This is a genomic window from Pseudomonas sp. NPDC098740 (assembly GCF_044760065.1).
GTDB classification, from domain to species: domain Bacteria; phylum Pseudomonadota; class Gammaproteobacteria; order Pseudomonadales; family Pseudomonadaceae; genus Aquipseudomonas; species Aquipseudomonas rossensis.
This window is the reverse complement of the sequence record NZ_JBIWAM010000006.1, coordinates 46333-65639: the sequence shown is the minus strand read 5'-3', so window position 1 is coordinate 65639 and position 19307 is coordinate 46333. Positions and strand designations below refer to the sequence as shown.

Below are 19307 nucleotides of genomic sequence, written 5' to 3'. Positions count from 1 at the left end.
AGTGTGTAGAAAAACCATTGCCGGGCCAGCTGCGGCAGGTTGTTCTTGCTGCTCAGATGGGCCAGGACCAGGTGTTGCAGGCCTTGCCAGCCCAACTCGGACACCAGGAATGCCGCCTGATGGTTGTTCAAATGCCCCAGTTCACCGCCTACCCGTTGCTTGAGAAAGTACGGGTAGTGACCGCGAGCCAGCATGTCACGGCAATGATTGGACTCGATCATCAACGCATCGAGATCTCGATAGCCGTCCAGCACCTTGTTGCAATACGAGCCCAGGTCGGTCAACAGGCCGAAACGCCGCTCACCGTCACTGAAGACGTATTGCGTCGGCTCCTGTGCATCATGGGCCACGGCAATGACGCCGATGCTTAGTGCGCCGATCTGCAGTTGCTCGCCGCCGGCCAGAAGGCCAGCCGGTTCAATTGGTTTGCGCATCCCGCGCAGGGTGCCGCGACTGAGGTAGACAGGCAGATTGTAGCGCCGAGACAGCAAACCCACGCCATGCACGTGGTCGGCATGTTCGTGGGTCACGAGTATCGCGCTCAACTGCGCAGGGTTCACACCCAGGCGCAGCAGGCGTTTTTCGGTTTCCCGCAGGGAGAAACCACAATCCACCAGCACATACGTGTCAGCGCTGGCTATCAGCGTGCCGTTCCCTTGGCTACCGCTGCCGAGAACGGCAAAACGCATGTGATCAGCCCAGGTTGTCCTGAATCACGCTCAACACTTTGCGCGCCACGTCTGCTGGCGCCACGGTGTTGATGTTTTTCTCGACGGTGACCTGGACGTTGTCGCCAACCTTGCTCAGGCGAACCTGATAACGCTCGGCACGGGCTTCAACTTCTTCCTTGTCCGGCTTGCTGCCGAACAGACCACTGAAGAAACCTGGCTTCTCGTCCTTCTTCTCGGCTTTTTCGGCCAGGTTGATGTAGTACAGACCCAGGCTGCGGTTGATGTCTTCAACGCGCCATTCGCCCTGTTCCAACGCACGACCGACGCTCGACCAGGCACGATCCAGATCGGTGCCGACGTTCAGGACAGGGTTACCGCTGCCGTCTTCGCTCAGGCTGACACGACTTGGCGTATCGGAATCACGCGACGCCAGCATGGAGACCGAACCGCCCTTCTCCGAAGTGCGGCTCATGCTCGCGAGCATGTCGTCGACCAGTGCCGCGTCCAGGCCAGTGTTGACCGAACGGTTGGTGAAGGCCACGTCGGAGGTGCTACCGGCAGGACGCTCGGCGCTGACCACGTAGACTTCACTGGTGTTGCGCTGCACGCCTGGCTCGATGCGGACCCGCACGCGGGTTTCGCTGTCAGCGCCGACACCGGCTGCGCTCAGACGCTTGGCCATCGCGGCGGACAGTTCGTCGGAATGCTGCCAGGTGGTGGTGAATTCACCGGTTTGCGGACGCTGTTCGTCCAGACGGAAACCGTTATCCTGGAAGAACTGCACTGCCACTGGCCAGACTTCGGCCGGCGGGTTCTGAGCGACGATCCAACGCGAATCACCGGTCTTTTGCAGGGAGTAGGCGCTGGCGTCGGCCCCTGCCGACAACGGCTGCGGGCGAGGAACGATGTACTCGCCCTTGACGGTGTCATCGGCCACGTTGCGCGGGATCGGCAACAGCGGATCCAGACGTTTGGCGGTGCTGACATCCGACGGCAATTGCATGGGTGCAGTCTGTTGCGCTTCCAGGTAATCGCTACCGCGGTCACGGAAATAACCTTCCGGGCCCCAGACCCATCCGCAGCCACTGGTGCTGGAGATGATCAAGGCAAGTGCGGAAAGTCCGGCCAATCGCTTCATGCGTAGTACTTCCTCAATTAAACCAGGACGCCGGACTGGCGCATGGCCTGCCGCAGCGGTTCGTGACAGGCAGCACTGAGCCAGGTGAGCGGCAGACGGATACCGTCCGGCATCAAGCCCATTTCATGCAGTGCCCATTTCACGGGGATAGGGTTGGATTCGATAAACAGGGTTTTATTGAGCGGCATCAGCTTTTCGTGAATCGCGCGGGCCGTCACGGCGTCGCCTTTCAGAGCAGCGTTGCACAGGTCGCTCATGTCGCGCGGGGCGACGTTGGCGGTGACCGAGATGTTGCCTTTGCCGCCGAGCAGGATCAGTTCGACTGCGGTGGCGTCGTCACCGGACAGCACCACGAAGTCTTTGCTGACGCCGTCGATGATGGCTTTGGCACGGGTCAGGTCGCCGGTGGCTTCCTTGATCCCGATGATATTTTTCACGGTCGACAGTCGGATCACGGTTTCGGTCAGCATGTCGCAGGCCGTACGGCCCGGCACGTTGTAAAGGATCTGCGGGATGTCGACGGCTTCGGCGATGGCCTTGAAGTGCTGGTACAAGCCTTCCTGGGTCGGCTTGTTGTAGTACGGCGTGACCAGCAGGCAAGCATCGGCGCCGGCGGTCTTCGCATTGGTGGTCAGTTCGATGGCTTCGCGCGTCGAGTTGGCGCCGGTACCGGCGATCACCGGAATGCGCCCTGCAACCTGCTTCACCACGTAACGAATCACTTCGATGTGCTCGTTCACGTCAAGGGTGGCCGATTCACCTGTGGTGCCGACCGCCACGATGGCGTGGGTGCCGTTTTGCAGGTGAAAGTCCACCAGTTTGCTCAGGCTGTCCCAGTCGAGACGACCTTGTGCATCCATGGGTGTGACCAGTGCCACCATACTGCCCGCAATCATGCAACCGCTCCTGCCGGAAAAAGAGAGCGGTAATGGTACTGGCGCCAAGATGCTTGTACAAGCGAAGTACTGCGGCGCTGCCATTCCCCTTGGCGCTGCTTTTCGCTACCCTTCAGACTTTGATCGGTACTGATAAGCTCGTACGCCGGGTTCCAGCCTCCATTTTCGGCATCACAAGCCACGATCCAGCGTTGCCACCCCTCGCTCTTGCCACTCTGGAGCACGTTGCAACCTTGCGGCTCGGGTTTTTTGAATTCGCATCCGCAGGCTCGCTCCCGGTAAAAAAAGCCCGTAGAAGTATCGACCGCTCATCGCTTTAGGAATGCTGCATGTCCACCCCCACAGTTCGCGAACAATTCCTTGTCATCAGTGCCCTCGGCGCCAACCCCATGGAGCTGACTAACGTCCTGTGCCGCGCCAGCCATGAAAACCGCTGCGCCGTGGTCACCTCTCGCCTGACGCGTCATGGCGAGTGCAGCGCGTTGATCCTCGAGATCTCCGGCAGCTGGGACGCCCTTGCGCGCCTCGAAGGCAGCCTGTCGAGCCTCGCCAAGAAGCACGCCTTTACAGTCAATGTGGTGCGCAGCGCGGCGCTGGAGAATCGTCCTCAAGCCCTGCCATACGTCGCTTATGTCAGCTCGGCTTACCGCTCGGACATCATTAACGAGCTGTGTCAGTTCTTCATGGACCACAACGTCGAACTGGAAAACCTGACCTGCGACACCTATCAGGCCCCGCAAACCGGCGGCACCATGCTCAATGCCACGTTTACCGTGACCTTGCCGGCCGGTGTGCAGATCAGCTGGCTGCGCGATCAGTTCCTGGATTTCGCCGACGCGCTGAACCTGGATGCCCTGATCGAACCGTGGCGCCCACAAAACCCAATGTAAGGAAGCTTTCATGGCCGTTGCCATCGACCAACCGGTTGCCGACTTCGAAGCACCCGCCACCAGCGGGCAGACCGTCAACCTCGCGAGCCTCAAAGGCAAGCAGGTGGTGATTTACTTCTATCCGAAGGACAGCACACCGGGTTGCACCACCCAGGGTCAGGGCTTTCGTGATCAGCTTGATGCTTTTAAAGCCGCCGACACTGAAGTCTTCGGCGTGTCCCGCGACAGCCTCAAATCCCACGAAAACTTCAAGGCCAAGCAGGCGTTCACTTTCGAGCTGATCAGCGACAAGGAAGAAGCGCTCTGCCAGCAGTTCGACGTGATCAAGCTGAAAAAGCTCTATGGCAAAGAATATATGGGCGTTGATCGCAGCACGTTCCTGATCGACAAGGACGGTGTGCTGCGTCAGGAATGGCGCGGTGTGAAGGTGCCGGGCCATGTGGATGCGGTATTGGCTGCGGCTCAGGCGCTGAACAAGGCCTGATCGTTGACGTCTGTGGGAGCCAGCTCCCACAGACGCTTCACAACAGCGGCGCCACCACCGGCTCTTTGCGCGGCCATGCGTCCAGTACGGCCTTGAACAGGGTTGCTAGCGGAATCGCAAAGAACACGCCCCAAAACCCCCACAGCCCGCCAAACAACAACACCGCGCAGATGATCGCCACCGGATGCAGATTGACCGCTTCCGAGAACAGCAGCGGCACCAACACGTTGCCATCCAGCGTCTGGATGATCCCGTAGACCGCCATCAAATAGATGAACTGATCGCTCCAGCCCCACTGGAACAGCGCAATCAGCATGACCGGCACGGTCACCACCACTGCGCCGACGTAAGGCACCACCACCGACACACCCACCAGCAATGCCAGCAGCGCCGCGTAGTTGAGGCCCAGAACAACGAAACCGATGTAGGTCACACCACCGCAAATGAAAATCTCGATGACCTTGCCGCGAATGTAGTTGGCGATCTGCCGGTTCATCTCGTGAGCGACGCGGGTGATCAGCGCCCGCTCACGGGGCAGGTAACCACGCACCCAGTGACCAATCATCTTCCGGTCCTTGAGAAAGAAAAACACCAGGATCGGCACCAGCACCAGGTAGATCATGATGTTCACCAGCAGCGGCAGACTCGACAGCGAAAACGTCAGCGCCCACTGACCGAACTTGCCAATCTCGCCCCGCGCCACTTCGATGGCCTGCAGCACCTGCTCGTCGGATACTAGATGCGGGTAGCGCTCGGGCAGCAGCAATAACAGCGACTGCCATTTGGCGAGCATGCCGGGTAACTCGTTGAACAGCGTAATCAACTGATGCCAGAGCAACGGCACCACAACCACGATGAACACCAGCAATAGCCCCATGAACAACGCAAAGACCAGCCCCACCGCCACCCCGCCCGGCATGCGCAGGCGTTCGAGAGTGACGACCAACCCTTGCATCAGATACGCCAGCACCATCCCGGCCAGCACCGGTGCGAGCATGCCGCCCAGGGTGAGTACGGCGGTAAATGCCAGAAACAGCAGGACCGCCAGGACAACGGCCTCTTCATCGGAGAAGTAGCGCTGAATCCAGTCGCGTAACACTTTGAACATCAATAATCCTTAGAAATGAACGCAGCAGGTTTCAGGCTTTTTTTAACCAATAGCGGTAAACGCCCGCTTCATCTTCTTCACGAAGCAGCGTATGACCGGCCAATCGGGCAAAGGTGCGAAAATCGCGTTGTGAGCCCGCATCGGTAGCGATCACCTTGAGCACCGCGCCGCTGGCCAGTCGATTGAGTTCCATCTTGGCCTTGAGCAACGGCAAGGGGCAATTCAGGCCGCTGGCGTCGAGTTCGGCGTCATGGGCTACAGCGTCGGTCATTGCATCACTCCGGGGGCAGGTGGTCGAGCGGCTAGAATATCTGGTCCGAAGCGTAGTGTCCGGCTACAGTAAGGTCTTTGTCGACTAAGGCTTTGTGCATGACTTTTTTGCGCCCTACCCTGCTGACGCTCGCTTGCCTGCTCGCCTCACCGGGCTTCGCCGACGACCTGCCGTCACTCGGCGACGCCAGTTCTGCCATCGTCTCGCCGCAACAGGAACATCAGTTGGGCCGTGCCTGGCTGGCGCTGTTGCGCAGCCAGGTTTCGCAGCTCAACGATCCACAGCTCAAGGACTACGTCGAATCCAGCGTCTACAGGCTGGTAGAGACCAGCCAGGTCAATGACCGGCGCCTGGAATTCATCCTGATAAACAGCCCGCAACTCAACGCCTTCGCCGCACCGGGCGGCATTGTCGGGGTTAACGGCGGCTTGTTCCTCAATGCCCAGACCGAAGGCGAATACGCCTCCGTACTCGCTCACGAATTGGCTCACTTGTCGCAGCGCCACTTCGCCCGTGGCGTCGAAGCTCAACAGCGCATGCAGGTGCCGATGATGGCCGCGCTGCTGGCCGGGATCGTGATTGCCGCAGCTGGCGCCGGCGATGCCGGGATCGCGGCCATTGCGGGCACGCAGGCGGCAGCCATTCAGGAACAACGGCGTTTCTCTCGCCAGAACGAGCAGGAAGCTGACCGCATTGGCATCCTCAATCTGGAAAAGGCCGGTTACGATCCGCGCTCGATGCCGACCATGTTCGAGCGATTGGCGCGCCAATACCGCTTTGACGCCAAGCCACCGGAATTTCTGCTGACTCACCCGGTGACCGAGTCGCGGATCGCTGACACGCGCAACCGCGCCGAACAGGCAAAATCCGGCGGCATCGAAGACACGATGCGTTATCAGCTGATTCGTGCACGGGTCCAGTTGATCTACGAAGAAACCCCAGGCCTGGGCGCCAAACGCTTTCGCGCCCAGCTTGATGAAAACCCGAAAAATGATGTCGCTCGCTATGGACTGGCCATCGCCCAGATCAAGGGCGGCCAGCTGAATGAAGCACGGGAAAACCTCAAGCTGCTTCTGGCCAAGTCGCCGAACGAGATCATCTACAACCTGGCGCAGGTCGATCTGGACATCACCAACAATCGTCTGCCAGACGCCCAGTCCCGGGTTGACCGAATGTTGACGCAGTATCCCGGCAACTATCCGCTGAATTCGGTGCGTGTTGACCTGCTGCTCAAGCAGAACCGTGCGCCCGACGCGGAAAAAGCACTGGAGAATCTGCTCAAGAGCCGTCCTGACGATCCGGACGTCTGGTACATGGTGGCCGAGACTCGCGGCCTGTCAGGCAACATTATCGGCCTGCATCAGGCCCGCGCCGAGTATTTCGCCCTGGTCGGGGATTACCGTCAGGCCATTCAGCAACTGGACTTCGCCAAGCGTAAGGCAGGCACCAACTTCCCGCTGTCATCGCGAATCGACGCACGGCAACGTGAGCTGATGGAACAGGAGCGCATGATCAAGGACATGATGGGCTGACTCTTTTCAGCAGACACAAAAAAACCGCCTCTTTCGAGGCGGTTTTTTTATTCAGCCAACAACCGGTTTATTCAGCCAGTTTGAAGGTGATGAAGCTGGCGCGACCTTGACGCAGAACCCGCATCGACACCGAGCGGTTCTTCGGCAGCGCCTTGGCGATATCCGTGAACTCATTGGTGGAACCGATTGCCTGATTATTCAGGTGAGTGATCACATCGCCTGGCTGCAGGCCAATCAGAGAAGCAGGACCGTCCTGCACTTCCTTGATCACGACGCCGCCTTTGAGGTCGTAGGTTTTCTTCTGTTCATCCGTCAGCTCGACCACGGAAACACCCAGCCGGTTGCTGCTGCGCTCGGTGCTGGATTTCGGCAGCGCATCCAGCTCTTTACCTTCTTCCGGGATAGCGCCGACAGTCAACTCGACATTCTTGCGCTTACCTTCACGAATCACTTCCAGATCAGCTTTCGAGCCAGCCTTTAGCGCGCCCACCAGGTGTGGCAGATCGGCGGACATGACGATCGGTTGGCCGTTCATGCTCAGGATCACGTCCCCTACTTGCAGGCCACCCTTGGCAGCCGGGCCGTCATCCTGAATCTGAGCCACCAGCGCGCCGGCTGGTTTATCCAGACCGAACGACTCGGCCAGGTCCTTGTTCACTTCCTGAATCACCACACCCAACCAGCCACGGCTGACTTTGCCACCGCTTTTGAGCTGATTGGAAACGTCCATCGCGACATCGATAGGGATCGCGAACGACACGCCCATGAAGCCGCCGGAACGGGTGTAGATCTGCGAGTTGATGCCAACCACTTCACCGGCCAGGTTGAACAGCGGACCACCGGAGTTACCCGGATTGATCGGCACGTCGGTCTGGATGAACGGCACATAGTTTTCGTTCGGCAGGCTGCGACCAATGGCGCTGACGATACCTTGGGTCACGGTATGGTCGAAACCGAATGGCGAGCCAATCGCCACGACCCACTGGCCGGCTTTCAGATCCTGGGATTTGCCAAGTTTCAGGACCGGCAGATCCTTGCCTTCGATTTTCAACAGCGCTACGTCGGAACGTGGATCGGTGCCAACCAGCTTGGCTTTCAACTCGCTGCGATCAGCGAGGCGGACGAGAATTTCGTCGGCATCGGCAATCACATGGTTGTTGGTCAGGATGTAGCCATCAGACGAGATGATGAAACCCGAACCCAGGGATTGGGCTTCACGCTGACGATCACCGCGAGGCGTACGCGGCTGTGGCATGCCACGCTCGAAGAACTCGCGCAGCATCGGCGGCAAGCCTTCAAGGTCAGGCATCTGCTCGCTCGAGACTTTGCGGTCCGGCAGTTTCTGCGTGGTACTGATGTTCACCACCGCAGGCGAAGCCTGCTCGACCAGCTGCGTGAAGTCTGGCAATTCGACCGCTTGAGCGGTGACCGCCTGACCGAGAGCCAGCACGGTGGCAAAAATGGAGAGATAAGATTTCAAGCGTGGTATCGACATACGGCTCCCGTTACGACGAGCATGGTTAAGCGATATGGAGCAAGGAACACCGGGAACGATACGCCGGTATTTTTGTTCCGGGAACAACAAACAAGGCCAGAGCCGAGAGGCTCTGACCTATAGAAAAAATCGGGGATATTTGCAAGTTGAAATGCTCACCAAACATTTCGATTTCAGCTCACTACTTGGTTGCAGTGGCGTCGCTGCGCATGGATAGCGCAATCCGTTCAGCGGTGCCAATCGGAATCTCACCGACCACGGTCACCATCATCTCGCCTTGCGGGGTAGTCAAGCGTCGGGAAACTGCAACGGTCGGCCCCAACTGGGTGCGAGTGTCAGTAATTGTTGCGCCATTCAACGGTTCAAGGAAAACCGAGAAACGGGCCAGACCATCGTCATACATCAGACTGTTGACTTGGGTTTTGGTCTCTGGATCCTTGCGGGAGGTACTGCTGGTCAGCTCGAAACCAGGCGGCAACCAGTCCGAACGCCATACTTGCGCGGCCTTGATTGCAGAAGCCTTGTCACTGTCGAGGGCAACAGTTTTGCAATCGGCGCCAGGCTGCAAGTCGCTGTCGGACGGAACATCGGCGGTATCCAGTTGCGTGAACTGGAATCGCTCCAGCAACTGCCCTCGTTCATTCAGAAGCAATGATTTGAGAGGCAGGCCGGTTTCTTTATCCAGATGCAATTCAAAACCGTAGCGGTGTTGATCGCGAGGTGTCAGTGAAACGATTACTGCCGCACGCCCAGCCACACGCGACTTGCCAATGATGGCAAGGTCGTACCAATTCTTTAGCTTTTGTGGATCGAGTGCACGAGCAGCGGAGCTGGAGGAATCTCCAAGCCCTGCTATCAGAATGCCGCTGACGCATTGAGTACGCCCATCAATGCGCACGACTTCCTGTGCCGAGCCGTCGAGCTGGAGTAAACGCTCGCGGACCTTGCCATCCTGGACGCGGTGCCAGATCTTGTGGGTAGAGAAACTACCGTTACGCTCGTAGACGAATGTACCGTGAAAGCTTTGCTGTTGCTCGGCTTGGCCCAGACGGGTCAACCAGTCCTGGGCTTCATCGGCATGGGCTGGAACAACAAACCAGCCACAGAGCAGAAGCGTAAGTAGAGGGATGGCGCGCATGATCCTCCTTAACGGTTTTCCAGACTTGCTGCACGAGCGTAAGGCAAAGCGCTCTCAGTACCTTTCAGTGCAGCCTGTTGAGCATGTTGGCGCAAGTAGCCTGGCAGACGCTGATCGTGCCAGCCTGGCTGACCTTGCAATACGCCGTTGGCCATAGGGCCAGTGGCTTCCGAACTCTCATTGTAGCCTGCTAATACAGCTGGACCCTTGACCTGAGGAACGGCCAGACCTGGCTGACTGGATTGTTGAGCCAGTTCGACCCCAGCGATCTCGTCCTGGTTATACAGACGAACACCTGCCAGTACGGCGAGGGTTACCGAAGCAGCGACCGCCAGACGACCCAGGCTGCGCCATGGACCACGGGAGGCTTTTGCAGGTACAGCTTCGTCAGCCAGCGCAGCAGAGACTGCCGCAGCGATATCCAGACGTGGAAGCAGCAAATCCTTGTGCATAACTGCCCGAGCGATCTGATAACGAGCCCAGGTATCACGGGTTTCAACATCGTCAAAGGCATTCAATACCCGACGCAATTCCAATTCGTCCGCTTCGTTATCCATCACTGCGGACAGCGATTCCTGCAGGGCTTCACGACTCATGGCGTTCCTCTCTTGGCTGTCGCCGCTGTCTCAGTTTTCCTGCAACAACGGCTGCAGGGCTTTATCGATGGCTTCCCGAGCGCGGAAAATCCGGGAGCGCACGGTACCCACCGGACATTGCATGACGGCCGCAATGTCCTCGTAACTCAGACCATCGAATTCACGTAAAGTTAAAGCCGTACGCAAATCTTCTGGCAGTTGCTGAATGGTTCGATGGACGGTGCCTTCGATCTCATCCCGCAGCAATGCACGCTCTGGCGACTCGAGATCCTTGAGGCCATGATCGCCATCGTAGAACTCTGCATCCTCGGAACTGACATCGCTATCCGGCGGCCGACGGCCGCGTGAAACCAGATAGTTTTTCGCCGTGTTGATGGCGATGCGGTAAAGCCACGTATAAAACGCGCTGTCTCCGCGAAAATTTCCAAGTGCACGGTAGGCCTTGATAAAGGCTTCCTGCGCCACATCCTGGGCTTCATGGGTGTCGTGCACGAAACGCACGATCAACCCGAGAATTTTGTGCTGGTATTTCAGCACTAGCAGATCGAAAGCTCGCTTGTCGCCGCGCTGAACGCGTTCGACCAGCTGCTGATCCTCTTCCTGGGTTAGCATGAACACTCCTCGATAAGCTCGGAGGAGGCTTGCATAACTAAACAACCAGACTTGCAAACATAGACTCGGGCTTTTCGCAAAAGTTCTCCCCCTCCAAGCAAGTTTCCTGCGGGCTCTGATTTGGCACGCACGAAAAGCGCAGCGCGGGTCAACCCGGCTGCGCGAATAATCTTGTCATCGGATTCGCCGGCAAGGATCAAATCACAGATCCCGCGTTGAAGCCGACACTGTTCCTTGAATCAGGCAACGGTCTATTGATCTTGGGCCTTTGGCAAAAGTTCCATACATTTATAGCTGCGCAAGACCGACATTGTGCAACCGTGAATAGAAAAAGACTGTTAAATCGTTGATACAGTCGTCTTGTCGCCGAACCGGCCGAAAAACCATCCGACGAAGCGTCAGGTATTTTCCGTCACAGTAGTTTCACAATGCCATGCGTGCTCGCTATTGTGCCGCTCCCCCCCTCTATATACTAGTGGGCTGTGTGGCTGTCTTGACTCGCCGATCCAGGTGTCTTGCGCCAACCCCGACCCGGGTCGCTTTGAGCGGAATCCTGAAATGAGCCAACAGTTTCAACACGATGTTCTGGTAATTGGCAGCGGTGCTGCCGGCTTGAGCCTTGCGCTGACCTTGCCCGGTCATTTGCGCATCGCCGTACTGAGCAAAGGCGACCTCGCCAATGGCTCGACTTTCTGGGCCCAGGGTGGCGTCGCTGCCGTCCTGGATGACACCGACACCGTTGAATCACATGTCGATGACACCCTCAATGCTGGCGGCGGCCTGTGCCACGAAGACGCTGTGCGTTTTACCGTCGAGCACAGTAAAGAGGCGATTCAATGGCTGATCGACCAAGGTGTGCCCTTCACCCGCGATGAACAGTCCGGCACCGAAGATGGCGGATTCGAGTTCCACCTGACCCGCGAAGGCGGTCACAGCCATCGGCGCATCATCCATGCCGCCGATGCCACGGGCGCAGCGATTTTCAGAACCTTGCTCGACAAGGCCAGGCAACGACCGAACATCGAACTGCTGGAGCAGCGGGTCGCGGTCGACCTGATCACCGAAAAGCGCCTGGGCCTTGAAGGTGATCGTTGCCTCGGCGCCTACGTCCTCAATCGCGGGACCGGTGAAGTCGACACCTACGGCGCTCGCTTCGTGATCCTCGCATCGGGTGGCGCAGCAAAGGTCTATCTCTATACCAGCAACCCCGACGGCGCCTGCGGTGATGGCATTGCCATGGCCTGGCGTTCGGGCTGCCGGGTGGCGAATCTGGAATTCAACCAGTTCCACCCCACTTGCCTGTATCACCCGCAAGCCAAGAGTTTCCTGATCACCGAAGCCCTGCGCGGCGAAGGCGCACACCTGAAGCTGCCCAACGGCGAACGCTTCATGCAGCGCTTCGACCCTCGCGCCGAGCTGGCGCCACGTGACATCGTCGCCCGGGCCATCGACCATGAAATGAAGCGCCTGGGCGTCGATTGTGTCTATCTGGACATCAGCCACAAGCCGGAAGCGTTCATCAAGACTCACTTCCCGACGGTGTACGAACGCTGCCTCGAATTCTCCATCGACATCACCAAGCAACCGATTCCAGTGGTTCCGGCAGCGCACTACACCTGCGGCGGCGTGATGGTCGATCAGCAGGGTCGCACCGACGTGCCGGGGCTATATGCCATTGGCGAAACCAGCTTCACCGGCCTGCACGGCGCCAACCGCATGGCCAGCAACTCGTTACTCGAATGTTTCGTTTACGCGCGTTCCGCGGCGGCGGACATTCTTGAGCAGCTGCCGCAGGTTTCGATTCCGATCGCCCTGCCCGTCTGGGATGCGAGCCAGGTCACCGACTCCGATGAGGACGTGATCATTGCGCACAACTGGGACGAACTGCGGCGATTCATGTGGGACTACGTCGGCATTGTGCGCACCAACAAGCGCTTGCAACGGGCACAGCACCGCGTGCGTCTGTTGCTGGATGAAATCGACGAGTTCTACAGCAACTACAAGGTCAGTCGGGATTTGATCGAACTGCGCAACCTGGCCCAAGTGGCCGAGCTGATGATCCAGTCAGCCATGGAACGCAAGGAGAGTCGCGGCCTGCATTACACCCTCGACTATCCGAACATGCTGCCGGTTGCCCTGGACACTATTCTGGTGCCGCCCACCTACGTCGACTGAACGTGAGCCGAACCCGCAGGCGCCGGTGCAGATCCGCCGCCTGCGAGTCACGGGGCACACAAATCGCCCTGACCCGTCGTTCGCCCCGCAGACGAAAACGCAGCACAACGAGCAAAGGTAGCGCCAGGCTGTCCGGTCGTAGCTGCACCGATTGCCAACCCTCCTCCTGATTCCACAACTGCCAGCCATCGGCGTTGCGACGCAAGCCGCGAAATGCCCTTGGGTGTGTCAGCAAAATCCGTCGCGGCAACGCCCAAGCGCCGTGAGCCAGACAGCAAAAAGCGCCGAGCAGACAGGCCCAGATCGGAATAGTGAGAAGGCACAGCGAACCCAGCGCAAACAGCTGGGCCAGAAGATACGCCGCCAGCAACTGCCGTGAGGCATGCCAGCGGCATTCGAACGCATTACTTGGGCTGGACACGATCCAGAATCATGCGAACCATGCGCTGAAGCTCCGGATCTTCCGATTCGGCGCGTTCCATGAACCAGCCGAACATGTCCTGATCTTCGCATTCGAGCAGCTTGCGGTAGCAATCGCGGTCGACATCATTGAGGTGCGGATAGACCTCTTTCACGAACGGCACCAGCAACACGTCAAGCTCAAGCATGCCGCGGCGGCTGTGCCAGTAGAGGCGATTCAGTTCAACATCTTCGACCATGGAGCGCTCCTCAAATAGGCGGCAAGTATACAGCCCCAGGCGGAGTCGAACACTCGGCTTTGGTCGGCCGCCAACGATCCTTTGTGAACTACCCATTTCGAGAGCGCCCCCTTATGATGTCCCCCAGACTCTTTACCCTGCGATGACCCATGGCCGATTCTGCTTTTTTCTGCACCCTGTCTCACGAAGGCGTTCTCGCAGTACGCGGCGCGGATGCCGGCAAATTCCTGCAAGGCCAATTGACCTGCAACCTCAATTACCTGAGTGACACCCAGGCCAGCCTCGGCGCCCGCTGCACGCAGAAGGGCCGGATGCAGTCGAGTTTCCGCATCCTGCTGGAAGGTGACGGCGTTCTGATGGCCATGGCCACCGAGTTGCTGGAACCGCAACTGGCGGACCTGAAAAAGTACGCGGTGTTTTCCAAATCCAAACTGACCGACGAAAGTGCCGCCTGGGTCCGCTTCGGCGTCGACCATGGTGATGCGGCACTGATCAGCCTCGGTCTTGAGCTTCCGGCCGACACCGACAGCGTCGCGCGCAATGACGGCTTGATCGCCATTCGCGTCTCGCCGGACCGCGCCGAACTCTGGGTCGCCACCGACCAGGCCGACCTTATCAAGGGCAAGCTGTCCGCCGTATTGGCCGAAGGCGATCTGAATCAATGGCTGTTGGGCCAGATCCGCGCAGGGATCGGTCAGGTCATGCCGAGCACTCGCGAGTTGTTCATCCCGCAGATGCTCAATCTGCAAGCCGTGGGTGGCGTGAGCTTCAAGAAAGGTTGCTACACCGGCCAGGAAATCGTCGCGCGCATGCAGTACCTGGGCAAACTCAAGCGCCGCTTGTATCGCCTGAAACTGGATGCCAACGAGTTGCCTGAACCTGGCACACAATTGTTTTCCCCTACCCACGGCAGCTCTATCGGCGAAGTGGTGCTGGCCGCCAACGCCGGGCAAAACATTGAACTTCTGGCCGTGCTGCAAGCCGAAGCAGCGCAAGGGGGTAATATCCATCTGGGCGCGCTCGAAGGGCCAGCCCTGCACTTGCTCGACCTGCCTTACGAACTGGATCGCGATCGCGAAATCCAGCGTTAACAGCAGCATTTGTCGCAATACCTAGAGAAACGAAATGAGTGAGCTGGCGGAAAAGGTCCAACAGGATTTGGTTGAGGCCATCGATAACGATGACCTGGTTCTGCCAACGTTACCGGAAGTGGCCCTGCAGATTCGCAAGGCCGCTGAAGACCCGGAAATCAGTGTCAGCACCCTGAGCAAAGTGATCGGCCGCGATACCGCGCTGTCGGCGCGTCTGATCAAAGTGGTCAATAGCCCGCTGTTGCGCGCGACCCAGGAAGTCACTGACCTGCACACGGCAATCACTCGATTGGGCATCAATTACAGCAGCAACCTGGCCATCGGTCTGGTCATGGAACAGATTTTCCATGCCCGCTCCGAGGTGGTAGAACAGAAAATGCGCGATGTCTGGCGCAAAAGCCTGGAAATCGCCGGGATCAGCTATGCATTGTGCCGCAGATACACGCAACTCAAGCCCGATCAGGCAGCCCTTGGCGGACTGGTGCATCAGATCGGTGTGTTGCCGATCCTGACCTACGCCGAAGATCACTATGAACTGCTGTCTGACCCGGTCAGCCTCAACCATGTGATTGATCACATTCATCCACTGCTCGGCGACAAACTGCTCAGGGTCTGGGAGTTTCCGGAAATGCTGGTACAGGTGCCGGGGCTTTATCTGGACTTCAATCGACAGTCCGAGCGGGTCGATTATGTCGATCTGGTGCAGGTGGCCAGCCTGTATTGCCACAAAGACACCGACCATCCCCTCGCGCGCATCGACGCATTCAGTGTGCCGGCATTCAAAAAGCTGGGAATTGATCCGGAGAACGAGGCGATGTGTCGCGATCTGGAAGAATCGCGGTCGATGTTTTACTGATTGGGACCGCAGCGCCCCCATCGCGAGCAAGCTCGCTCCCACAGGGAATCTTCGCTGTTACATAGATCCAGTGTGGGAGCGAGCTTGCTCGCGATGAGGCCATAACAAACACCATCACTCCCCAGCGATAAAACTCACCCGCACCTTCAACCCGGCCTGCTCTCCATCGTGCAGGCTGATTTGAGCCAGGTGTGCGCGGCAGATCTCACCGACAATCGCCAGCCCCAACCCCGAACCGGCCACCTGCTGGTTACGCCGGTAAAAGCGCTCGAACACCCGATCGCGCTCTTTAAGAGGAATGCCGGGGCCGTCGTCCTCGACCTCCAACACGGCCGGTGCCGTGACCCGAAGAATGACGTTGCCACCCGACGGTGTATGGGCCAGCGCGTTATCCACCAGATTGCTCAACAGTTCGTTCAACAGCGTTGGCTCGCCGCGCAACCACACCGGTTCGTCCGCTTCCAGCGCCAGCGCCACACCGCGTGCGTGGGCGAGCGGTGCCATGGCCATGCCGAGTTCGCGAGCCAGCTGACTGAGGTCAAGCAACTGCGCGCCGCCCTCGGCGATGGCCCGGGCACCATTTTCGACCCGTGCCAGCGAGAGCAATTGATTGGCAAGGTGGGTCAAACGGTCCGTGCCTTGGGCGGCGGTTTCCAACGTATTGCGCCAGGTTTGCGGTTCGGTCGAGCGCAAGCCCAGCTCCAGTCGTGCCTTGAGCGCCGCCAAGGGAGTACGCAGCTCATGGGCGGCATCGGCGATGAACTGCGCCTGACGCTCGAACTGCCCGCGCAAGCGCTCGGTAAAGTGATTGAGCGCGCGCACCAGTGGCCATAATTCGTGCTGCACTTCCACCAACGGTAATGGCCGCAGATCGTCCGACTGACGTTCTTCCACCGCGGTGCGCAAGCGCTCCAGCGGACGCAACGCGGCGCTGACCGCAAACCACACCAGCAACAACGCACCCACCGCCAGCATGCCCAGACGCAACAAGGTGTCCGCCGCCAGGCTGCGGGCCATGCTGACCCGCGCCTCATCGGTTTCCGCCACGCGGATTTCCGCCATGCCGTTCATGTTCGGCTCGCTCACGGGTTTGAGCAGGCTCACCACGCGCACGTTCTGCCCCTGGTACTTGGCGTTATAGAAACGCGCCAGTGCCGGATAGTCATCGGTGCGCGGCGTTCCCGGCGGCGGTGGCGGAAGGTTTTCGTAACCGGAGATCAGCTTCTGATTGATGTCGTTGACCAGGTAAAAAATCCGACCTGCGCTGTCGTAGGCGAAGGTGTCGAGGGCAACGTACGGTACGTCGGCGCTCAGCGTGCCGTCACGCTGGGAGACGCCCGCAGCGATGGTCCTCGCAGAGGCCAGCAAGGTCCGGTCATAGGCGGTGTCGGCAGCTTCGCGACCGTTCCAGTAAGCGCTCAAACCACTGGCCAACATCAACACCACCAGCAACAACGCCAGATTCCACAGCAACCGCCAGCGCAGGCTGCTGGGCTTATGCATCGCGGCTTTCCAGCAAGTAGCCGAGACCGCGGAAGGTCACGATGACCACCGGTTGGCCGTCTAGCTTTTTGCGTAGGCGATGGACATAGATCTCGATGGCGTCGGGGCTCGCCTCTTCGTCCAGTCCGAATACTTGCGAGGCCAGTTGCTCCTTGCTCATCACCCGGCCAGGACGGGCGATCAGCGCTTCAAGAACAGCCTGTTCGCGGGAGGTCAGGGTCAGCAACTCTTCGCCGAGGGTGAAGCGTCGAGTGTCCAGGTCATAGGCCAGCACACCGCAGCGCTGCAGGCGTTCACCACCGAGCACACTGCGGCGCAGCAAGGCTTTGACCCGGGCTTCGAGTTCGGTCAGTTCGAAAGGTTTGGCCAGGTAATCGTCAGCGCCGAGGTTCAGGCCGTGGACCCGATCCTTGACGTCGCTGCGGGCGGTCAACATCAACACCGGCAGGTTCTTGCCCCGCGCCCGCAGGCGCGCCAGCACTTCGAAGCCATCCATGCGCGGCAGGCCGACGTCGAGAATCGCCATGGCGTATTCCTCGCTGCTCAACGCCAGGTCCGCCGCCACACCGTCGTGCAGCACATCCACGGTCAGCCCGGTGCTCTTGAGCGCCTGGGCAACACTTTCGGCGAGCTGCAGGTGGTCTTCGACGAGCAGAACACGCATGGATCTTTACCTCATTCAGGGATGGTCGACGCCATTCTTTGGCGCGGAGTTTACAGCCGCAACCGCCGCTGTGAAGCCCGAAAACCGTGAAAGTCTTCTGAAAGGTTAGCGAAAGGTTGGCCGGTTAGAGTCCAGCCACGGACAGTTTCGACTGCCCGTCGCTACCGCACATAGCGTACGAAAAACGCCTCGAAGCGTTTTCGCCAATAAGAACAATAAACGGAGTACTTCAAGATGCTGTCCATGCAGCTACAGGCTTGCCCGCCTGCTCGTTTTTCCCGCCTCAGCCACACAGCCCTTGCCAGTGCCGCCGCCCTCGCCGGCTTTTCGCCGTTGAGCCAGGCTGCCTTCTTCGAAGACAGTACGGCAACCCTCGAAACCCGCAACATGTATTTCAACCGCGACTTTCGCGACGGCACCAGCGCCCAGCAATCCAAGCGGGACGAATGGGCTCAGGGGTTCATGCTCAACCTGCAATCGGGTTACACCGACGGCGCCGTGGGGTTCGGTGTCGATGCGCTGGGCATGCTGGGGGTCAAACTCGATTCGAGTCCCGACCGCACCGGCACCGGCCTGCTGCCAACCCATGACGACGGCCGCGCGGCCGATGAGTACTCCAAGCTTGGCCTGACCGGCAAAGTGAAAATCTCCGCCACGGAACTTAAAATCGGCAGCCTGATTCCGGAACTGCCGATCCTCAAGCCCAACGACGGGCGCATCCTGCCGCAGACCTTCGAAGGCGGCCTGCTGACCTCCAAAGAGATCAAGAACCTGACCTTCACCGGCGGGCGTCTGGAGAAAGCCAAGGACCGCGACAGCACCGACTTCGAGGACATCGCCCTCAACAACAAGAACAGCCGCTTCGCTGGCACCGCAGCCGGCAAGCATTTCGACTTTGGCGGCGTGGACTACAAGTTCACCGACAAAATCACCGGCAGCTACCACTTCGCGCAACTTGATGATGTCTACAACCAGCACTTCCTCGGTGTTGTCGCTTCGCAACCGTTCGGCCCCGGCACTTTCGGCACCGATCTGCGCCTGGCCATCAGTGATGACCAGGGCGCGGCCCGTGGCGGCAAGATCGACAACAAATCCCTCAACGGCTTGGTGAGCTACGCCTTGAGCGGGCATAAATTCAGCGCCGGCTATCAGCACATGTCCGGGGACAGCGCGTTCCCTTATGTCGATGGCAGTGACCCGTACCTGGTCAACTTCGTTCAGATCAACGACTTTGCCGGTGCCGAAGAACGTTCCTGGCAGGCACGTTACGACTTTGACTTCGCCAGGCTTGGGGTTCCCGGCCTGAGTTTCATGAGCCGTTACCTGAGCGGTGACAACATCAAGCTCAAGAACGGTGACGAAGGCAAAGAGTGGGAACGCAACACCGAAATCAAATACGTCGTACAAAGTGGCGCGCTCAAGGATGTAGCCGTGCGCCTGCGTAATGCCACTTACCGTTCCAACTACTCCGCTCGCGATGCCGATGAAGTGCGTCTGCTGGTGAGCTATAGCGTTGCCCTTTGGTAAT

The 19307-nt window shown here is 59.0% G+C and carries 20 protein-coding genes; 7 read left to right on the top strand and 13 right to left on the bottom strand.

Annotated features, from left to right (window positions below):
• From ACIQU2_RS09510 to dapA, 3 genes are all read right to left on the bottom strand, one after another.
• The coding region (locus tag ACIQU2_RS09510) for an MBL fold metallo-hydrolase (protein WP_403140171.1) at positions 1 to 689 on the bottom strand (689 nt) is incomplete at its 3' end.
• 4 nt (positions 690 to 693) lie between these two features.
• Positions 694 to 1809 (bottom strand): outer membrane protein assembly factor BamC, encoded by a 1116-nt coding sequence (gene bamC, locus ACIQU2_RS09505; RefSeq protein ID WP_403140170.1) that lies wholly within the window; start codon positions 1807 to 1809, stop codon positions 694 to 696.
• A 17-nt stretch (positions 1810 to 1826) separates the two neighbouring features.
• Positions 1827 to 2705 (bottom strand): 4-hydroxy-tetrahydrodipicolinate synthase, encoded by an 879-nt coding sequence (gene dapA / locus ACIQU2_RS09500; protein ID WP_131060374.1) that lies wholly within the window; start codon positions 2703 to 2705, stop codon positions 1827 to 1829.
• A 329-nt stretch (positions 2706 to 3034) separates the two neighbouring features.
• Here dapA and ACIQU2_RS09495 point away from each other — a divergent pair, with 329 nt between their 5' ends.
• Together ACIQU2_RS09495 and ACIQU2_RS09490 are read left to right on the top strand one after the other, a co-directional pair.
• On the top strand, positions 3035 to 3595 hold the full coding sequence (locus ACIQU2_RS09495; RefSeq protein WP_046055714.1) for a glycine cleavage system protein R: 561 nt from the start codon (positions 3035 to 3037) through the stop codon (positions 3593 to 3595).
• A 10-nt stretch (positions 3596 to 3605) separates the two neighbouring features.
• Positions 3606 to 4079: a peroxiredoxin gene (locus ACIQU2_RS09490; protein WP_347803638.1), complete on the top strand. Its 474-nt coding sequence runs from the start codon at positions 3606 to 3608 to the stop codon at positions 4077 to 4079.
• Positions 4080 to 4116: 37 nt separating this feature from the next.
• Here the strand turns inward: ACIQU2_RS09490 and ACIQU2_RS09485 are convergent, their stop codons facing one another.
• Positions 4117 to 5187, bottom strand: coding sequence for an AI-2E family transporter (locus ACIQU2_RS09485; protein WP_347803639.1), 1071 nt, complete (start codon positions 5185 to 5187; stop codon positions 4117 to 4119).
• Between the two features lie 31 nt (positions 5188 to 5218).
• The gene (locus ACIQU2_RS09480) at positions 5219 to 5458 is read right to left on the bottom strand and encodes a sulfurtransferase TusA family protein (protein ID WP_007930235.1); all 240 of its coding nucleotides are present in this window, start codon (positions 5456 to 5458) and stop codon (positions 5219 to 5221) included.
• Between the two features lie 98 nt (positions 5459 to 5556).
• Here ACIQU2_RS09480 and ACIQU2_RS09475 point away from each other — a divergent pair, with 98 nt between their 5' ends.
• Positions 5557 to 6990, top strand: a complete 1434-nt coding sequence (locus ACIQU2_RS09475; protein ID WP_347803640.1) for a M48 family metalloprotease — start codon at positions 5557 to 5559, stop codon at positions 6988 to 6990.
• A 67-nt stretch (positions 6991 to 7057) separates the two neighbouring features.
• Here the strand turns inward: ACIQU2_RS09475 and ACIQU2_RS09470 are convergent, their stop codons facing one another.
• The 4 genes from ACIQU2_RS09470 to rpoE all read right to left on the bottom strand — a co-directional run bounded on the left by ACIQU2_RS09470 (position 7058) and on the right by rpoE (position 10831).
• A complete protein-coding gene (locus tag ACIQU2_RS09470; protein ID WP_403140166.1) occupies positions 7058 to 8485 on the bottom strand; it encodes a DegQ family serine endoprotease in 1428 nt (475 codons plus the stop codon).
• A 181-nt stretch (positions 8486 to 8666) separates the two neighbouring features.
• The gene (locus ACIQU2_RS09465) at positions 8667 to 9623 is read right to left on the bottom strand and encodes a MucB/RseB C-terminal domain-containing protein (RefSeq protein ID WP_403140165.1); all 957 of its coding nucleotides are present in this window, start codon (positions 9621 to 9623) and stop codon (positions 8667 to 8669) included.
• An 8-nt stretch (positions 9624 to 9631) separates the two neighbouring features.
• Positions 9632 to 10219 carry a sigma-E factor negative regulatory protein gene (locus ACIQU2_RS09460; RefSeq protein ID WP_033054066.1) on the bottom strand — a complete coding sequence of 196 codons (588 nt, stop codon included), beginning with the start codon at positions 10217 to 10219 and terminating at the stop codon, positions 9632 to 9634.
• Between the two features lie 30 nt (positions 10220 to 10249).
• A complete protein-coding gene (gene rpoE, locus ACIQU2_RS09455; RefSeq protein WP_007944079.1) occupies positions 10250 to 10831 on the bottom strand; it encodes an RNA polymerase sigma factor RpoE in 582 nt (193 codons plus the stop codon).
• Positions 10832 to 11389: 558 nt separating this feature from the next.
• Between rpoE and nadB the strand changes: the two genes are divergently transcribed.
• Positions 11390 to 13006: an L-aspartate oxidase gene (nadB, locus tag ACIQU2_RS09450; RefSeq protein WP_283190144.1), complete on the top strand. Its 1617-nt coding sequence runs from the start codon at positions 11390 to 11392 to the stop codon at positions 13004 to 13006.
• Here the strand turns inward: nadB and ACIQU2_RS09445 are convergent.
• Both ACIQU2_RS09445 and ACIQU2_RS09440 read right to left on the bottom strand, forming a co-directional pair.
• On the bottom strand, positions 12975 to 13427 hold the full coding sequence (locus ACIQU2_RS09445) for a protein YgfX (RefSeq protein WP_403140162.1): 453 nt from the start codon (positions 13425 to 13427) through the stop codon (positions 12975 to 12977). The two genes, nadB and ACIQU2_RS09445, sit on opposite strands and share 32 nt — an antisense overlap.
• The gene (locus ACIQU2_RS09440; protein ID WP_007944081.1) at positions 13411 to 13665 is read right to left on the bottom strand and encodes a succinate dehydrogenase assembly factor 2; all 255 of its coding nucleotides are present in this window, start codon (positions 13663 to 13665) and stop codon (positions 13411 to 13413) included. The genes ACIQU2_RS09445 and ACIQU2_RS09440 overlap by 17 nt, the downstream gene beginning before the upstream one ends.
• Before the next feature lie 149 nt (positions 13666 to 13814).
• On the opposite strand from ACIQU2_RS09440, the gene ACIQU2_RS09435 reads away from it, so the two are divergent.
• Together ACIQU2_RS09435 and ACIQU2_RS09430 are read left to right on the top strand one after the other, a co-directional pair.
• The gene (locus ACIQU2_RS09435) at positions 13815 to 14756 is read left to right on the top strand and encodes a YgfZ/GcvT domain-containing protein (protein ID WP_403140160.1); all 942 of its coding nucleotides are present in this window, start codon (positions 13815 to 13817) and stop codon (positions 14754 to 14756) included.
• Between the two features lie 34 nt (positions 14757 to 14790).
• Positions 14791 to 15612, top strand: a complete 822-nt coding sequence (locus tag ACIQU2_RS09430; RefSeq protein ID WP_347803645.1) for an HDOD domain-containing protein — start codon at positions 14791 to 14793, stop codon at positions 15610 to 15612.
• A gap of 114 nt (positions 15613 to 15726) precedes the next feature.
• On the opposite strand, the gene ACIQU2_RS09425 is transcribed toward ACIQU2_RS09430, so the two are convergent.
• Both ACIQU2_RS09425 and ACIQU2_RS09420 read right to left on the bottom strand, forming a co-directional pair.
• Positions 15727 to 17115 carry a sensor histidine kinase gene (locus ACIQU2_RS09425; protein ID WP_403140158.1) on the bottom strand — a complete coding sequence of 463 codons (1389 nt, stop codon included), beginning with the start codon at positions 17113 to 17115 and terminating at the stop codon, positions 15727 to 15729.
• The gene (locus ACIQU2_RS09420) at positions 17108 to 17779 is read right to left on the bottom strand and encodes a response regulator (protein WP_008153060.1); all 672 of its coding nucleotides are present in this window, start codon (positions 17777 to 17779) and stop codon (positions 17108 to 17110) included. Before ACIQU2_RS09420 ends, ACIQU2_RS09425 begins: the two co-directional genes overlap by 8 nt.
• 234 nt (positions 17780 to 18013) lie before the next feature.
• Here ACIQU2_RS09420 and ACIQU2_RS09415 point away from each other — a divergent pair, with 234 nt between their 5' ends.
• Positions 18014 to 19306, top strand: a complete 1293-nt coding sequence (locus ACIQU2_RS09415; RefSeq protein WP_403140156.1) for an OprD family porin — start codon at positions 18014 to 18016, stop codon at positions 19304 to 19306.
• Position 19307: the final 1 nt, after the last annotated feature.

Excerpts from the sequence above, each read along its gene's own strand:
- ACIQU2_RS09435 (WP_403140160.1), top strand. The coding sequence starts at position 13,815 with ATGGCCGATTCTGCTTTTTTCTGCACCCTGTCTCACGAAGGCGTTCTC.
- bamC (WP_403140170.1), bottom strand. The coding sequence starts at position 1,809 with ATGAAGCGATTGGCCGGACTTTCCGCACTTGCCTTGATCATCTCCAGC.
- ACIQU2_RS09490 (WP_347803638.1), top strand. The coding sequence starts at position 3,606 with ATGGCCGTTGCCATCGACCAACCGGTTGCCGACTTCGAAGCACCCGCC.
- ACIQU2_RS09420 (WP_008153060.1), bottom strand. The coding sequence starts at position 17,779 with ATGCGTGTTCTGCTCGTCGAAGACCACCTGCAGCTCGCCGAAAGTGTT.
- ACIQU2_RS09470 (WP_403140166.1), bottom strand. The coding sequence starts at position 8,485 with ATGTCGATACCACGCTTGAAATCTTATCTCTCCATTTTTGCCACCGTG.
- dapA (WP_131060374.1), bottom strand. The coding sequence starts at position 2,705 with ATGATTGCGGGCAGTATGGTGGCACTGGTCACACCCATGGATGCACAA.
- ACIQU2_RS09475 (WP_347803640.1), top strand. The coding sequence starts at position 5,557 with ATGACTTTTTTGCGCCCTACCCTGCTGACGCTCGCTTGCCTGCTCGCC.
- ACIQU2_RS09460 (WP_033054066.1), bottom strand. The coding sequence starts at position 10,219 with ATGAGTCGTGAAGCCCTGCAGGAATCGCTGTCCGCAGTGATGGATAAC.
- ACIQU2_RS09425 (WP_403140158.1), bottom strand. The coding sequence starts at position 17,115 with ATGCATAAGCCCAGCAGCCTGCGCTGGCGGTTGCTGTGGAATCTGGCG.
- nadB (WP_283190144.1), top strand. The coding sequence starts at position 11,390 with ATGAGCCAACAGTTTCAACACGATGTTCTGGTAATTGGCAGCGGTGCT.
- ACIQU2_RS09495 (WP_046055714.1), top strand. The coding sequence starts at position 3,035 with ATGTCCACCCCCACAGTTCGCGAACAATTCCTTGTCATCAGTGCCCTC.
- ACIQU2_RS09415 (WP_403140156.1), top strand. The coding sequence starts at position 18,014 with ATGCTGTCCATGCAGCTACAGGCTTGCCCGCCTGCTCGTTTTTCCCGC.
- ACIQU2_RS09485 (WP_347803639.1), bottom strand. The coding sequence starts at position 5,187 with ATGTTCAAAGTGTTACGCGACTGGATTCAGCGCTACTTCTCCGATGAA.
- ACIQU2_RS09440 (WP_007944081.1), bottom strand. The coding sequence starts at position 13,665 with ATGGTCGAAGATGTTGAACTGAATCGCCTCTACTGGCACAGCCGCCGC.
- ACIQU2_RS09430 (WP_347803645.1), top strand. The coding sequence starts at position 14,791 with ATGAGTGAGCTGGCGGAAAAGGTCCAACAGGATTTGGTTGAGGCCATC.
- ACIQU2_RS09465 (WP_403140165.1), bottom strand. The coding sequence starts at position 9,623 with ATGCGCGCCATCCCTCTACTTACGCTTCTGCTCTGTGGCTGGTTTGTT.
- rpoE (WP_007944079.1), bottom strand. The coding sequence starts at position 10,831 with ATGCTAACCCAGGAAGAGGATCAGCAGCTGGTCGAACGCGTTCAGCGC.
- ACIQU2_RS09480 (WP_007930235.1), bottom strand. The coding sequence starts at position 5,458 with ATGACCGACGCTGTAGCCCATGACGCCGAACTCGACGCCAGCGGCCTG.